We start from the raw sequence: 14,827 nt of genomic DNA on the forward strand, positions 1-14,827 counted from the left end.
CGCGCTAACGCGGTAAAACCGTGACGTTAGGCTTGCTCGCAGCAGGTGATTCGCGTAAAACTGTCAGCCGCAAATCTTGCCACTCACAACCCATTCACTGGACGATATGTTTCAAGATAACCCGCTGCTGGCGCAGCTTAAACAGCAACTTCACTCTCAGACCCCGCGCGTTGAAGGCGTAGTAAAAGGGACTGAGAAAGGCTTTGGCTTTCTTGAAGTAGACGGTCAAAAAAGTTATTTCATTCCGCCACCGTACATGAAGAAAGTCATGCACGGCGATCGGGTGAGCGCGACCCTGCACACCGAGAAAGAACGCGAAATCGCCGAGCCGGAAACCCTGATCGAGCCATTCCTGTCGCGCTTTGTCGGCCGTGTGCAAAAGCGTGATGACCGCTTGTCCATCGTGCCCGATCATCCTTTGCTGAAAGACGCGATCCCATGTCGTCCAGCGCGTGATCTGAAGCATAACTTCCAGGCCGGTGACTGGGCAGTTGCCCAGATGTGTCGCCACCCGCTGAAGGGCGATCGTGGTTTTAACGCCGATCTGACCCATTTCATTACCGAAGGTGAAGATCACCTGGCACCGTGGTGGGTAACTCTGGCCCGTCACAATCTGGAAAAAGAAGCCCCGGAAATGATCGCTACCCGCGAGCCGGACGCTTCGCTGCCGCGTGAAGATCTGACTGCGCTGAACTTTGTCACCATCGACAGTGCCAGCACCGAAGACATGGACGATGCGCTGTTGGTGCAGGACAATGGTGACGGCTCACTGCAATTGACCATCGCCATTGCCGATCCGACCGCTTACGTCGAGCAAGGTAGCCCATTGGATGAAATCGCCCGCAAGCGCGCCTTCACCAACTACCTGCCGGGCTTCAACATCCCGATGTTGCCCCGTGACCTGTCAGAAAACCTGTGTTCACTGCGCCCGAACCAACGCCGTCCGGTGCTGGCCTGCCGCGTGACCGTCGGTGCCGACGGCGCATTGGCTAACGACATTCACTTTTTCGCCGCCGAGATCGAGTCAAAAGCCAAACTGGTTTATGACGAAGTGTCCGATTGGCTGGAAGGCATTGCCGGCTGGCAACCGCCGAGTGACGACATTGCGCAGCAAATCACCCTGCTCAAGCGCGTGTGCGATGTGCGTAACGCCTGGCGCCACCAGCATGCTCTGGTGTTCAAGGATCGCCCTGACTACCGCTTTGTGCTGGGCGAAAAAGGCGAAGTGCTGGAGATCGTCACCGAGCAGCGCCGCAGCGCCAACCGCATCGTTGAAGAGTGCATGATTGCTTCTAACGTTTGTGCCGCTATCGTGCTGCGCGACCGTCTTGGCTTCGGCATTTACAACGTGCATACCGGTTTCGATCCGCTGCTGGTCGAGCAGGCGGTTACCGTGTTGCAGGCTAACGGCGTAGAAGCCGAAGCCGAGAAACTGCTGACGCTGGACGGGTTCTGTGAACTGCGTCATCACCTGGATTCACAGCCGACCCAGTTCCTCGACAGCCGCATCCGTCGTTCCCAGACCTATGCCGAGATCAGCACCACACCGGGTCCGCATTTCGGCCTGGGGCTGGAAGCCTATGCCACCTGGACTTCACCGATCCGTAAATACGGCGATATGGTTAACCACCGCCTGCTGAAAGCCATTATTACCGGGCAGTCCGCTGAGAAGCCGCAGGATGAAGTGACCGTCCAGTTGGCCGAACGCCGTCGTCTGAACCGCATGGCGGAGCGCGACGTGGGTGACTGGCTGTACGCTCGCTACCTGAAAGATAAAGCCGGCACCGATGAGCGCTTCAATGCGGAAATCATCGACGTCACCCGCGGCGGCCTGCGTGTGCGCCTGCTGGACAACGGTGCTGTAGCCTTTATCCCGGCGCCGTTTATTCACGCGGTGCGTGATGAAATGGTCTGCAGCCAGGATACCGGCACGGTGCAGATCAAAGGCGAAGTCGTCTATCGTCAGGGCGACAGCCTGCAGGTCACCATCGCCGAAGTGCGTATGGAAACCCGCAGCGTGATCGCCAGACCGGCGGCCTAACCCCGCGAGAGTCATCTCACGTCAGACAAACACCGGAAGGGTCAACCTCCGGTGTTTTTTTTCGCCTGCTGATGACCGCAACAATCTCATCACATTGTTTTTACGCCATTACTTAACCAGCGTCACATTTCTCATCCGACCTGCTGTTCTTCACGCGCAAAACTCCTACTTTTAATGGGTATCCATTATCCATAACAACATCGCTTTCTTTATTTCTGCACACCAAGGAGTCGTTGAAGATGAAGAACGTCAAGTCCGGGATCATCTGGCTGGTAGTGGCGTTGGTGGGCGCATTTGCCTTCGCCATGCTGGCCCTTAGCCGTGGCGAACATGTCAACGCGGTTTGGTTGGTGGTGGCGGCGATTGCCTGTTACAGCATCGCTTACCGCTTCTATAGCCTGTTCATCGCCAAAAAAGTATTTGAGCTCGACGATCGCCGCATGACGCCGGCGGAGCGCCGCAATGACGGGCTGGATTATGTCCCTACCAACAAGTGGGTGCTGTTTGGTCACCACTTTGCCGCTATCGCCGGAGCCGGGCCGCTGGTTGGCCCGATCCTGGCGGCGCAAATGGGCTTTCTGCCCGGCACCATCTGGATCCTGGTCGGGGTGATGCTGGCCGGTGCGGTGCAGGACTTCCTGATCCTGTTCATTTCCACCCGCCGCGACGGTCGCTCGTTGGGTGAAATGGCCAAGCAGGAACTGGGGGCCTTTGCCGGGGTGATCACCATGCTGGGCGCACTGGGGGTGATGATTATCATTCTTTCCGCGCTGGCACTGGTGGTGGTAAAAGCCCTGGCCGACAGCCCATGGGGATTGTTCACCATCGCCGCCACCATTCCTATCGCGCTGTTTATGGGCGTGTATATGCGTTTCATCCGTCCAGGTAAAATCGCTGAAATCTCGGTGGTGGGCTTTGCCCTGATGCTACTGGCGATCATTTATGGCGGCAATGTGGCGCAAGATCCCTACTGGGGCCCCTTCTTCACGCTGCACGGCACCACGCTGACCTGGGTGCTGGTGGTCTATGGCTTCGTTGCCTCGGTGCTGCCGGTATGGCTGCTACTGGCGCCGCGTGACTATCTGTCCACCTTTATGAAGATTGGCGTCATTATCGGGCTGGCGGTCGGTATCGTCTTCGCCATGCCAGAGATGAAAATGCCGGCGGTATCGCGCTTTATCGACGGCAGTGGCCCGGTATTCGCCGGTTCGCTGTTCCCGTTCCTGTTTATCACCATCGCCTGCGGCTCGATTTCGGGCTTCCATGCACTGGTATCCAGTGGCACTACGCCGAAGCTGGTGGAACGTGAAAGCCATATCCGCTTTATCGGCTACGGTGCCATGCTGATGGAATCCTTCGTGGCGATCATGGCCCTGATCTGCGCCTCGGTCATCGATCCGGGCGTTTACTTCGCCATGAACTCACCGGCGGCGCTGATCGGCACCACGGTGGAGAATGCCTCGCAGGTGATCAACGGTTGGGGCTTTATGATCACCCCGGAAACCCTGACGATGATTGCCAAAGACGTCGGGGAGCATTCGATTCTGTCACGTGCCGGTGGCGCACCGACCTTTGCGGTGGGTATGGCGCACATCATTACCGAGGTGTTCAACAGCCGTGCGATGATGGCGTTCTGGTACCACTTCGCCATTCTGTTTGAAGCCCTGTTTATTCTGACCGCCGTCGATGCCGGGACCCGCGCCTGTCGCTTTATGGTGCAGGATTTGGTCGGCGTGGCGATCCCAAGGCTGGCCAATAACCGTTCGTGGTTCGGTAATCTGGCGGGCACCACGGTAGCCGTCGCCGGTTGGGGCTTCTTTGTGTATCAGGGAGTGGTCGATCCGCTCGGCGGTATCAACACCCTGTGGCCGCTGTTTGGTATCGGCAACCAGATGCTGGCGTCGATGGCGCTGATCCTCGGTACCGTGGTGCTGTTCAAAATGAAAAAACAGCGCTATGCCTGGGTGACCATCCTGCCGACCGTCTGGCTGTTTATCACCTCAATGACCGCCGGCTGGCAGAAAATCTTCCATGAGAAACCGAGTATCGGCTTCCTGGCGCAGGCGAAGAAATTCTCTAACGGTATTGAGCAAGGTACGTTGATCGCCCCTGCCAAAACATTGAAGGATATGGAAACCATCGTTTTCAGCAACCAGATTAACGCCGCGCTCTGTGCTTTCTTTATGCTGGTGGCGGTCACCATGCTGGTCTCCGCCTTCTTTGTGATCCGTCGTGCGCTGAACGCCAGCCAGCCAACGGTGAAAGAGTCGCCGATCGTCCTGCGTGAGAATGGCTAACTCCGACTGGTGATAACCAGGGCGCTTCCGCGCCCTCAGACAACTTAAAAGTCCGTTATTAGGGAGAGCGTGCCGAAGGGGTCGTAGCAGCTTTAGCTGCCGACCAACTTGCTGGGAGCAAGTTGGAACGACTTCCAGTCGGCCCGCAGGGTGGGACACAAGGATGTGTCCCATAATTGCCCCTCGGTGCGCTAGGCCCGAGTATCTCAGGCTAAAAGACGACTTTTCAGTTCAGCAAGTTAGTCCCAAACGCCCCCTGCCAATCCTGCTCGAACTTTTCTACCGCCGCCTGAACCGCCGGGGCTGCAAGGAACTGCTCAGCCACGTCGACCGGCAAGGTGATGGCCTGACAGCCCGCCAGCAAGCATGCCAACGCCTGACGCGGCGTTTTAAAACTGGCGGCCAACACCCGGGCCCCCGGCGCATGCAGCGTCAGCAACTGCTGCAATTCATGCACCATTTCGATGCCATCACCGCCCTGCGCGTCCAAACGGTTAACGTAAGGCGCTACGTACTCCGCCCCGGCCAGCGCCGCCAACAACCCCTGACCCGCGCCATAGACCGCCGTCCCCAAAGTAGGGATCGACATCGCCTTCAGTTTTTTAATCGCGGCCAGCCCTTCTGCGGTCGCTGGCACCTTCACCACCAGCCCCGGCACCCGCTGATGAAGCAACGCCGCTTCGGCCACCATGCGCTCGGCATCGTTGGCCATCACCTGAGCAAACAGCTTGCCGGTGCCCCCCAGCGCATCACGCAGCGCCGGTAACACCTCCCAAATGGGCTTTCCTTCTTTGGCAACAATGCTTGGATTGGTGGTCACACCGTGCAACGGCAGGATGCGCGCCAGGCGTTTTACTGCGTTCACATCAGCGGTATCGAGATAAAGCTCCATTACGGACTCCTGAATCTTCTGTGGGCGAATTCAAACTCTCATCATAGTAGGACATGCAATGCGTTTATATTTGATCGAAATCAAATCAACTTTCATTCGAAACAACTTTAATGACATCAGTAAAGCAACTGAATGACAGGTGACTCGTGATCTTCAATCTGCAGCGCTATTCCACCCATGATGGCCCCGGCATTCGCAGCGTGGTGTTCCTGAAGGGCTGCTCACTCGGCTGCCTCTGGTGCCAGAACCCGGAAAGCCGCGCGCGACAGGCCGATCTGCTGTTCGACCCTCGCCTGTGTCTGAGCGGCTGCACGCTGTGTGGAGACGACCACTCGCCGGCAATCCGGCGGATAGACGATAACCTGGTGATCCAACGCGATTTGCTCAGCCACGAAGATTATGCCGCATTGGCCGCCCGTTGCCCAACCGGCGCACTCAGCCTGTGCGGTAACGCGGTTAATATCGACGATATCATGGCCGAAGTGTTGCGCGATCGACCCTTTTATTTACGTAGCGGTGGGGGCCTGACGCTGTCCGGCGGTGAACCCTTTATGCAACCGAGCGTGGCGGCAGAGCTGCTGCGTCGCGGTCGTGAAGCCGGTATTCATACCGCGGTAGAGTCCTGCCTGCATACCCCGTGGTCGCACATCACCCCTTCACTGCCCTGGCTTAACCTGATGCTGGCGGATCTGAAACACGTCGATGAACGACGCTTCAAACAGTGGACCGGCGGATCCGCCAAACGGGTGATGGATAACTTCCGCCGACTGGCTGCCCATGGCACCCCAACTACCGTACGCGTCCCGCTGATCCCAGGGTTTAACGCCGATCGCCATTCTGTCCGCGCGATTGTCGATTTCGCTGCCGATGAAGCCGGTGCCAAAGAGATCCATTTCCTGCCGTATCACACGCTGGGCATCAATAAATATCACCTGCTCGGCGAACCTTATCACGCTGCCCGTACCCCACTGGATGCGCCCGAATTGCTGGCCTATGCCGAGCAGTACGCCGAAGCCAAAGGGCTGACCGCCATTTTGCGAGGATAACATCATGACCACGCTGGACCTGACCACCCTGACCGCACGTACCCTGGCCCACAAGAACGCACTGATCCATATCGTCAAACCGCCGGTTTGCACCGAACGCGCACAGCATTATACCGAGGCCTATCAGCAGCATCTGGACAAACCCTTGCCGGTGCGCCGGGCACTGGCGTTGGCCAACCATCTGGCCAAACGCACGCTGCGCATTGACAACGATGAGCTGATTATCGGCAACCAGGCCAGCGAATTACGCGCCGCGCCGATCTTCCCGGAATATACCGTCGGTTGGATCGAAGATGAGATAGACCAGTTGGCCGACCGTCCGGGTGCCGGTTTCTCCGTCAGCGAGGAGAACAAAGCAGTTCTGCACCGGATATGCCCATGGTGGCGGGATCAAACGGTACAGGACCGCTGCTACGGCATGTTCACCGATGAACAAAAAGCCCTGCTGGCCACCGGCATCATCAAGGCCGAAGGTAATATGACCTCGGGGGATGCGCACCTGGCGGTGAATTTCCCACTGCTGCTGGAAAAAGGCCTCGACGGGCTGCGTGACAAAGTGGATGAGCGCCGCAGCCGCATTCGGCTCACCGATTGGCAAGAGCTGCAGCAGGAGCAATTCCTGAAGGCCATCGACCTGACGCTGGAAGCACTAAGCGAGCATATCCTGCGCTTTGCCCGGTTGGCCCGCAGCATGGCCCTGGCGGAAAGCCGTCGCTGGCGCAGTGAGGAGTTGCTGTCCATCGCGGAAAACTGCGAGCTGATCGCCCACCGTCCGCCACAGACCTTTTGGCAGGCTCTGCAACTGTGTTACTTCATTCAGTTGACGCTACAAATTGAATCCAACGGGCATTCAGTGTCCTTTGGTCGCCTCGACCAATATCTCTATCCCTGGTACCGCCGTGATGTCGAGCTGGAGCAGACTTTGCCGCGCGAACGCGCGATTGAAATGCTGCACAGCTGCTGGCTGAAACTGCTGGAGATCAACAAGATCCGTTCCGGCTCACACTCCAAAGCCTCGGCAGGCAGCCCGCTTTACCAAAACGTGACTATCGGTGGGCAGCAACTGCTCGACGGCAAGCCGTGCGATGCGGTTAACCTCCTGTCCTATACCATTTTGGAATCTTGTGGTCGCCTGCGCTCTACCCAACCCAACCTCAGCGTGCGCTACCACGCCGGGATGAGCAGCGATTTTCTCGACGCCTGTGTGCAGGTGATCCGCTGCGGGTTTGGCATGCCGGCCTTCAACAACGACGAAATCGTCATTCCCGAGTTTATCAAGCTGGGGGTGGAACCGCAGGATGCTTATGACTATGCGGCAATCGGCTGCATCGAGACCGCTGTGGGGGGCAAGTGGGGCTACCGCTGCACCGGTATGAGCTTTATCAACTTTGCCCGCGTGCTGCTCGCCGCGTTGGAACAGGGGCGCGATGCCACTTCCGGCCAGATCTTCCTGCCGCAGGAACTGGCGCTGTCACAGGGCAACTTCAGCCATTTCGACCAGGTGTTGGCGGCCTGGGACAGCCAGATCCGCTATTACACCCGTAAGTCGATTGAAATTGAGTGCGTGGTCGATAGCGTGCTGGAAGAAAATGCGCACGACATTCTGTGCTCAGCACTGGTGGACGACTGTATCGAGCGCGGTAAAAGCATTAAGCAAGGTGGGGCAAAATACGACTGGGTTTCAGGCCTGCAGGTCGGTATCGCCAACCTGGGCAACAGCCTGGCGGCAGTCCGCAAATTGGTGTTCGAACAGGGGGTGATCGGTCAGCAGCAGTTAGCGGCTGCGCTGGCCAATGACTTTGACGGGCTGAGCGGCGAGCAGTTACGCCAGCGGCTGCTCAACGCCGCGCCAAAATACGGCAACGACGTGGATGAAGTTGACCAACTGCTGGTGCGGGCTTATCAGACCTACATTGATGAACTCAGGCAGTACCACAACACCCGTTTTGGTCGTGGCCCGATCGGCGGCACCTACTACGCCGGTACCTCGTCCATTTCAGCTAACGTCCCCTTTGGGGCCGCCACCCTGGCAACGCCGGACGGCCGCAAAGCACATACGCCACTGGCGGAAGGTGCCAGTCCGGCTTCCGGGACCGATCACCTGGGGCCTACCGCCGTGTTCAACTCGCTGTCCAAGTTGCCTACCGCGTCGATCCTCGGTGGCGTACTGCTGAACCAGAAGCTGAACCCGACCACGCTGGAGAACCCGGCCGATCGCGAAAAGCTGATGTTGATGCTGCGTACCTTCTTTGAGGCCTATCAGGGCTGGCATGTGCAGTACAACATCGTGTCGCGGGAAACCCTGCTGAAAGCGAAGCAACATCCTGACCAGTATCGTGATTTAGTGGTTCGTGTTGCTGGATATTCCGCTTTCTTTACCGCATTATCCCCTGACGCGCAGGATGATATTATTGCGCGAACAGAACATACTATTTAAACAATAAATATTAGCGGCCGCACCTTGGTGGCCGCACATCAGGTTGATATGAATTCTAGACAACAGACAATATTGCAATTGGTTAACGACCGCCGGCGCATCAGCGTCAGCGATTTGGCTGCCGCCACCGGCGTTTCAGAGGTGACAATCCGCCAGGATTTGAACCTGCTGGAGAAACGCAGCTATCTGAAGCGGGTACACGGCTCCGCGCTGGCGCTGGAAAGTGACGACGTCGATGCGCGCATGATGTCCAACTTCACCCTCAAGCAAAAGCTGGCGCAGTATGCCGCGTCGCTGGTTAACGACGATGAAACCATCTTTATCGAAAGCGGCAGTGCCAACGCGTTGCTGGCTCGCTACATTGCCGAGCGCAAGCGCATCACGTTGATCACCGTCAGCCACTACATCGCCAACCTGCTGAAAGAGACCGACTGCGAGGTGATCGTGCTGGGGGGCATGTATCAGAAAAAGAGTGAAACCGTAGTCGGCCCCTTAACGCGCCAGTGCATTCAGCAGGTTCATTTCAGCAAGGCGTTTATCGGCATTGACGGCTACCATGCGGACACCGGCTTTACCGGCCGCGATATGATGCGCGCCGACGTGGTTAATGCCGTGCTGGCGAAGGGCGTGGAAAATATTGTCCTGACCGACTCGTCCAAATTTGGCCAAATCCAGCCCAATCCGCTGACTCAGCAGGGAAAAGTGCATCGGGTAATCACCGATTCTCGGCTGTCACTGGAATATCAACACCAGTTGAAACGCCAGGGAATACAGTTGGATATAGTGAACGACTAGGCGTCAGGCAAGAATATGAACGGCCGTCGATTGGCGGCCGTTCTGAAGATCACTGGCCGTAATAGGCATTTTTACCGTGCTTACGCAGGTAATGTTTATCCAGCAGCGTTTGCTGCATATTCGCCAACCCCGGCGTCAGTTGGTTTGAAAAAATCCCCATATAGGCAATCTCTTCCAACACCACCGCATTATGCACCGCGTTTTCCGCATCCTTCCCCCAGGTAAAAGGACCGTGCGAATGCACCAATACCGCAGGGACCGCGGCAGGATCCAACTGGCGTTCAGCAAAGGTTTCGACAATCACCCTGCCGGTTTCCCATTCATAGCGGCCGTTAATTTCCTCATTCCGCATCTGTCGGGTACAGGGGATATCACCATAAAAATAATCGGCGTGGGTGGTGCCCCAGGCAGGAATATCCAACCCCGCCTGCGCCCAGATAGTGGCATGGCGTGAATGAGTGTGCACAATGCCCCCGGCGGCGCCAAACTCAAGGTAAAGTACGCGGTGGGTATCGCTGTCCGATGACGGTTTTTTACCTCCCTCCACGACCTTGCCGCTTTCCAGCTCCACCACCACCATGTCATCACGGGTCATCACCTCGTATTCCACCCCAGAAGGCTTGATCACCATCAGCCCTTCGCGGCGATCGACGGCGCTGACGTTACCCCAGGTAAAAGTCACCAGATGATGCCGTGGCAGGGCCAGGTTGGCCTCTAATACCTGCTGTTTGAGTTCGTTAAGCATGTGTCTGTCCCGGTTAAACCTGTTGGGAATATTGTCGGCAGACCGGCTCTGGGAGGGTATGGCGTAAATCGCTAAAGACCGCGTAGCCTTCTGCTGGAAACCGAGAACTGTGTGAGGTGAGACAATTGCCTGTAAAAGGCGGAGAAATGGACTTTAAGACTATTTACCTGTTTATCGTCAGACAGAGGCTTATAGTGGATATTGGCAGAGAGAGCGCTTCTGGCTTTTCAATTGTTCTGCCTTTAACAAAAAATGCCATTTTTTATATCGATACGCTTTGGGAGCTAATAGCAGGCCGAATTTAGGGTTCATGCCTATACTTATAGGGCACTCCCATAAGCCAATGCTAAGGAGAAGTCATTATGATGATTATCAATAAACGTTTCGCCACCGCTGCTTTGGCGCTTACACTGGCGTTTTCACTCAGCGCTTGTTCCAACATGTCCAAACGTGACCGTAACACCGCTATTGGTGCCGGCGCAGGGGCTGTAGGCGGCGCGGTGTTGACCGATGGTAGCGCACTGGGTACGCTCGGCGGGGCCGCCGTTGGGGGCATCATTGGTCATCAGGTAGGCAAATAACCTGATCGGCCACTATCTGGATACCTCTGCCGACAGGCTGGCAAAAGCGTTTACGCTTTGACGTATTAACCATAATAAAGATTATTTCAGGTCTGTTTTACCTTCAGTCAATGGCTCATTGCCATTCACGGGTTTACGCCCGGCAGCATCACCCTATGCCATGCCGCAGCATTGCACCGCGGCATGGCAATTCACCCAGGCGATCAACCGCCCGCCAGCTTGACCTTCATTCCTTTGGCTTCCAGCAGCTGTTTTAGTAAATCGCGCTTATCGCCCTGGATCTCAATCACGCCATCCTTGAGCGAACCACCGCAGCCACACTTCTTCTTCAACTCGGCCGCCAGTTTTTCCAGTGCCGCATCATCCAGATCAACGCCCGAGATCAGGCAAACGCCCTTCCCCTTACGCCCACTGGTCTGACGCTGAATGCGCACGATGCCGTCACCCTTGTCGCGCTGTGGCTTAACCTCTTCCTGTTTGATGCGACCGCTGTCGGTGGAATAGACCAGGCGGCTGTTATCGTCCTTCATGGTCATCTCCTCAGGCCAGTGAGGCGCGAATGGCGCTCAGCGTGGCGGCAGGGTCAGCGGATTGGGTGATCGGACGCCCAATCACCATGTAGTCAACGCCCACCGCCTGAGCCTGCACCGGCGTCATGATGCGACGCTGATCGCCTGCGTCGCTGCCTTCAGGGCGGATACCCGGCGTCACCAACTGGAACTGTTGGCCACAGGCCGCTTTCAGGCGCTCGGCCTCATGCGCAGAACAGACTACGCCGTCCAGCCCGCAATCGCGAGTCAGGCGCGCCAGCCGTTCCGCCTGTTCGGCCGGAGAGAGGTCGATACCGATAGCCTGCAGATCTTCCGCTTCCATGCTGGTCAGCACGGTCACGGCGATCAACAACGGCGCCTGCGCGCCATAGGCCAGCAATGCCTCTTTGGCGGCGGTCATCATACGCGCACCGCCGCTGGCGTGAACGTTAACCATCCATACGCCCAGTTCAGCCGCTGCCGCTACCGCACGGGCAGTAGTGTTAGGAATATCGTGGAATTTCAAATCCAGGAATACGTCGAAACCGCGGTCGTGCAAATCACGCACCAGTTGCGGTCCAAACAGGGTGAACATTTCCTTGCCCACTTTTAACCGACAGTCCTGCGGATCGATACGATCGGCAAATGCCAGCGCGGCACCTTTGTCCGCGTAATCCAGCGCAACGATGATTGGCGATGATTTTAAGTCATTGTTATTAATGTTATTTTCAGACTTCATTTCTTCTACCTTCTGTAAAATGGACATAACCAGGTAACAACCCGCCAAACTGACCGCCGCATTCTACATGCCAGCCGACAGAAATCCCAGCCGCAGCGCGCGCTGCGGTTAAGTAATGTTAGCCCCTGGTTCGTCATCAAGCGTCAATATAGCCCGAATGCCATTAACCCAGACTGCGTAAAGCGCCGTAAAGATGCGTAAATTATCAATCAAATAATTTGAATAACAAGCTCAGCATTATCAGATTTTAAATCTGCGTGGATGCTTTATTATTCAACACATCGGAAGCAAACGGCTTCCAACCTAAACAAACAGACTGGAGTTTCCTATGAAAAGCATCAAATATTTTGCAGCCGCTGCCGCTATCGCCATGACCTCTTTCGCCACCTTCGCCGCTGAGCCGGTTGATCTGCAGCAGGCCACCAGCCTGACCGCCTCCGGTGTCGTCTCCGCAGGCCATGCTACTACCCTAAGCAGCCTGGAAAGCAAACTGGCCGCCAAAGCTGAAGCCCAGGGCGCCAGCAGCTACCGCATTATCTCAGCCGGTGGTAATAACATGCTGAGCGGCACCGCAGTCATCTACAAATAAGTGCTTTCGGTATGGGGCCCGGCACGCCGGGCTCTACCTCAATCCCCCCTGCCATATCGTTCATTATTCCCCCGTCACAATGTTACATAAATATTAAATTTTTATTACACACTAGACACTCACCCACGACTGGCTTAGCTTGAAGGCAATCCTCCCGCAGAAAGGCTTCAAAATGAGCGAGATATCTACACTAACGATTAAAATCCCTCTGGAACTCAAAGAAAAAATTCGTGCCATTGCCGCCGATAACCAACTTTCTCTGAGCGCTGAGGTTTGCCAACGTCTTGAACATAGCTTCGACTTCCCGGCTAAGGCGGAAAAAGCCGCTAAGAAATCGGCGGAGTTACACCATGGTGACATCGACAACCAGGGTATTGAAGAAGAGATTGAGCAACCGCTGAACCAGAAAGAATTGAAGAAGCTGCGTCAGTTGCTGAAAGGTGGCGTCAAAGCCGGCAAGAAAAAATAAAGCGCTATTCTCATAAAAAAACGGGGCTAATTTAGCCCCGTTTTTTATTGCGTATTACTGTGCGTTATTGTCCATCCAGCCCGCGGATCGGTTTAACCGATGACCAGGCTCGGCACGACGGGCAATGCCAATAAAGAGAGTGCGCGGTAAAACCGCATTTATGGCAGCGATAGCGCGGCTTGGTACGTATTTGTTCGCCAACCATATCACGCAGCAACAGCAAACTCTCTTTCGCACGGCCGTCTTCCGCATCTGCCAGGTGATAATCCATCAGGCGATAAAATACCCGCATCGTCGGGTGGCGCTGTAATTGGCGGTTGATATACACCTGCACCACATCGCGCCCTTCTTGCTGCTCAATTATTTCCGCCAGCATCAGTTCGGCGGTGGCGCCGGTATTTTCTTCCACACAACGTTTGAGGAAGTCCGACCAATCCTGCTGCTGCTCCAGATGTGGGTAACACTCATGCAGCATCGGCAAGGTTTCGCTAACCAGCTCTTTATCCTGATTCAACACCCGCTTGAGCGACTCTACCGCCTTGGCGTATTCCCCCTGAGCCATATAAATGCGCCCTACCATGATCGACACCCGGGCACACTGCTTATCGGCCGAGGCCGCTCGTTTCAGCAGGCCCATTGCCTTATCGAGATCGTCACTGCCCATCGCCTGCAATGCCAGTTCGCAGTAGAAATGGGCGATCTCGATACGCTGTTTATCTTTGCCCAATTTGACCAGTTTTTCCGCCACATCAATGGCTTTTTGCCAATCGCTGGTGGCCTGATGGATCACCAACAGTTGCTGTAACGCGGAAATGCGGAAATCTTCTTCACCGATTAACTGGCCGAACATATCTTCCGCGCGATCGTACATGCCGGCGGCCATATAATCGCGCCCCAGCTGTTGCACCGCCAGCAGGCGTTGTTCGAAGGTCAGAGAAGCGCTTTCCATCAGCGCCTGGTGAATGCGGATTGCACGGTCTACTTCGCCGCGCGAACGGAACAGGTTGCCCAGCGTCAGGTGGGCCTCAACGGTGTTGCTGTCCTCTTTCAACATATCCAGGAACAGATCAACCGCTTTATCCTGCTGGTTGGAGAGCAGGAAGTTAACCCCGGCCACATACTCGCGTGACAGACGGTTGGCTTCCTGTTGTTTATCCTGTTGAGCACTTCTGCGCCCCATGTACCAGCCGTACGCGGCAGCCACGGGCAACAACAGAAACAGCAGCTCTAACATAGAAGATTATTCCTTGCTGACAACGGATGGAGCTGCCGATTCAGCAGGTTGTTCAAGCTGCAGTTCCAGCCTTTTTATTTTTCGCTCAGCCCGACCCAGCGAAATGCGGGTACGCAGATAAAACAGGCCACAAATGACCCAGCCGAGAACAAAACCGGCGCCAAACAATGCCGCCAATAGGGTCGATACGCGATAGTCGCCCTGCGCAACCAGGTAATTAAAACTCACGACCTGGTCGTTATGCGCGCCCAACGTGACTGAAATCACGAAAATCACCAGAACCAACAAAAAAATCAGCAAATATTTCACATTCTTTCCCGCGATGCCGAGTTAATCGGATGAACTATGCCTATACGTGGCGTCCCTAACCTTTAAGTTAGCATTTCCCATCGTGGCAGGGAAACCCTGCGGCACGATAAAACCACATATCTG

14 protein-coding genes are annotated in these 14,827 nt (G+C 55.9%); 8 read left to right on the top strand and 6 right to left on the bottom strand.

Annotated features, from left to right (window positions below):
* Positions 1-106 precede the first annotated feature (106 nt).
* Positions 107-2,041: an exoribonuclease II gene (locus tag QOT07_RS13620; RefSeq protein ID WP_283603349.1), complete on the top strand. Its 1,935-nt coding sequence runs from the start codon at positions 107-109 to the stop codon at positions 2,039-2,041.
* Between the two features lie 239 nt (positions 2,042-2,280).
* Positions 2,281-4,338, top strand: coding sequence for a carbon starvation CstA family protein (locus QOT07_RS13625; protein WP_099062878.1), 2,058 nt, complete (start codon positions 2,281-2,283; stop codon positions 4,336-4,338).
* Positions 4,339-4,564: 226 nt separating this feature from the next.
* Here QOT07_RS13625 and fsa read toward each other — a convergent pair whose 3' ends face one another.
* Positions 4,565-5,230 (bottom strand): fructose-6-phosphate aldolase, encoded by a 666-nt coding sequence (gene fsa, locus QOT07_RS13630; RefSeq protein WP_085117024.1) that lies wholly within the window; start codon positions 5,228-5,230, stop codon positions 4,565-4,567.
* Between the two features lie 146 nt (positions 5,231-5,376).
* On the opposite strand from fsa, the gene QOT07_RS13635 reads away from it, so the two are divergent.
* The 3 genes from QOT07_RS13635 to QOT07_RS13645 are packed head-to-tail and all read left to right on the top strand — an operon-like array spanning position 5,377 to position 9,508.
* A complete protein-coding gene (locus QOT07_RS13635; protein ID WP_283603350.1) occupies positions 5,377-6,276 on the top strand; it encodes a glycyl-radical enzyme activating protein in 900 nt (299 codons plus the stop codon).
* Positions 6,277-6,280: 4 nt separating this feature from the next.
* Positions 6,281-8,713, top strand: coding sequence for a formate C-acetyltransferase/glycerol dehydratase family glycyl radical enzyme (locus QOT07_RS13640; protein WP_283603351.1), 2,433 nt, complete (start codon positions 6,281-6,283; stop codon positions 8,711-8,713).
* Between the two features lie 48 nt (positions 8,714-8,761).
* The gene (locus QOT07_RS13645; protein ID WP_099062875.1) at positions 8,762-9,508 is read left to right on the top strand and encodes a DeoR/GlpR family DNA-binding transcription regulator; all 747 of its coding nucleotides are present in this window, start codon (positions 8,762-8,764) and stop codon (positions 9,506-9,508) included.
* A gap of 49 nt (positions 9,509-9,557) precedes the next feature.
* On the opposite strand, the gene araD is transcribed toward QOT07_RS13645, so the two are convergent.
* Positions 9,558-10,253, bottom strand: coding sequence for an L-ribulose-5-phosphate 4-epimerase (gene araD / locus QOT07_RS13650; protein WP_099062874.1), 696 nt, complete (start codon positions 10,251-10,253; stop codon positions 9,558-9,560).
* A 362-nt stretch (positions 10,254-10,615) separates the two neighbouring features.
* Between araD and osmB the strand changes: the two genes are divergently transcribed.
* The gene (osmB, locus tag QOT07_RS13655) at positions 10,616-10,834 is read left to right on the top strand and encodes an osmotically-inducible lipoprotein OsmB (protein ID WP_004945176.1); all 219 of its coding nucleotides are present in this window, start codon (positions 10,616-10,618) and stop codon (positions 10,832-10,834) included.
* Between the two features lie 203 nt (positions 10,835-11,037).
* On the opposite strand, the gene yciH is transcribed toward osmB, so the two are convergent.
* Complete coding sequence (gene yciH, locus QOT07_RS13660; RefSeq protein ID WP_099062873.1) at positions 11,038-11,364, bottom strand: stress response translation initiation inhibitor YciH; 327 nt, start codon at positions 11,362-11,364, stop codon at positions 11,038-11,040.
* A 10-nt stretch (positions 11,365-11,374) separates the two neighbouring features.
* Positions 11,375-12,103, bottom strand: a complete 729-nt coding sequence (pyrF, locus tag QOT07_RS13665; protein ID WP_099062872.1) for an orotidine-5'-phosphate decarboxylase — start codon at positions 12,101-12,103, stop codon at positions 11,375-11,377.
* A 328-nt stretch (positions 12,104-12,431) separates the two neighbouring features.
* On the opposite strand from pyrF, the gene bhsA reads away from it, so the two are divergent.
* Positions 12,432-12,692, top strand: coding sequence for a multiple stress resistance protein BhsA (gene bhsA / locus QOT07_RS13670; protein WP_085117030.1), 261 nt, complete (start codon positions 12,432-12,434; stop codon positions 12,690-12,692).
* 172 nt (positions 12,693-12,864) lie between these two features.
* On the top strand, positions 12,865-13,161 hold the full coding sequence (locus QOT07_RS13675; protein ID WP_099062871.1) for an Arc family DNA-binding protein: 297 nt from the start codon (positions 12,865-12,867) through the stop codon (positions 13,159-13,161).
* 64 nt (positions 13,162-13,225) lie between these two features.
* Here QOT07_RS13675 and lapB read toward each other — a convergent pair whose 3' ends face one another.
* A complete protein-coding gene (lapB, locus tag QOT07_RS13680; RefSeq protein WP_207976530.1) occupies positions 13,226-14,395 on the bottom strand; it encodes a lipopolysaccharide assembly protein LapB in 1,170 nt (389 codons plus the stop codon).
* Positions 14,396-14,401: 6 nt separating this feature from the next.
* Positions 14,402-14,704 (bottom strand): LapA family protein, encoded by a 303-nt coding sequence (locus QOT07_RS13685; protein ID WP_085117032.1) that lies wholly within the window; start codon positions 14,702-14,704, stop codon positions 14,402-14,404.
* Positions 14,705-14,827 lie beyond the last annotated feature (123 nt).

The sequence above is a fragment of the Serratia proteamaculans genome, from assembly GCF_949794035.1.
Classification (GTDB): domain Bacteria; phylum Pseudomonadota; class Gammaproteobacteria; order Enterobacterales; family Enterobacteriaceae; genus Serratia; species Serratia proteamaculans.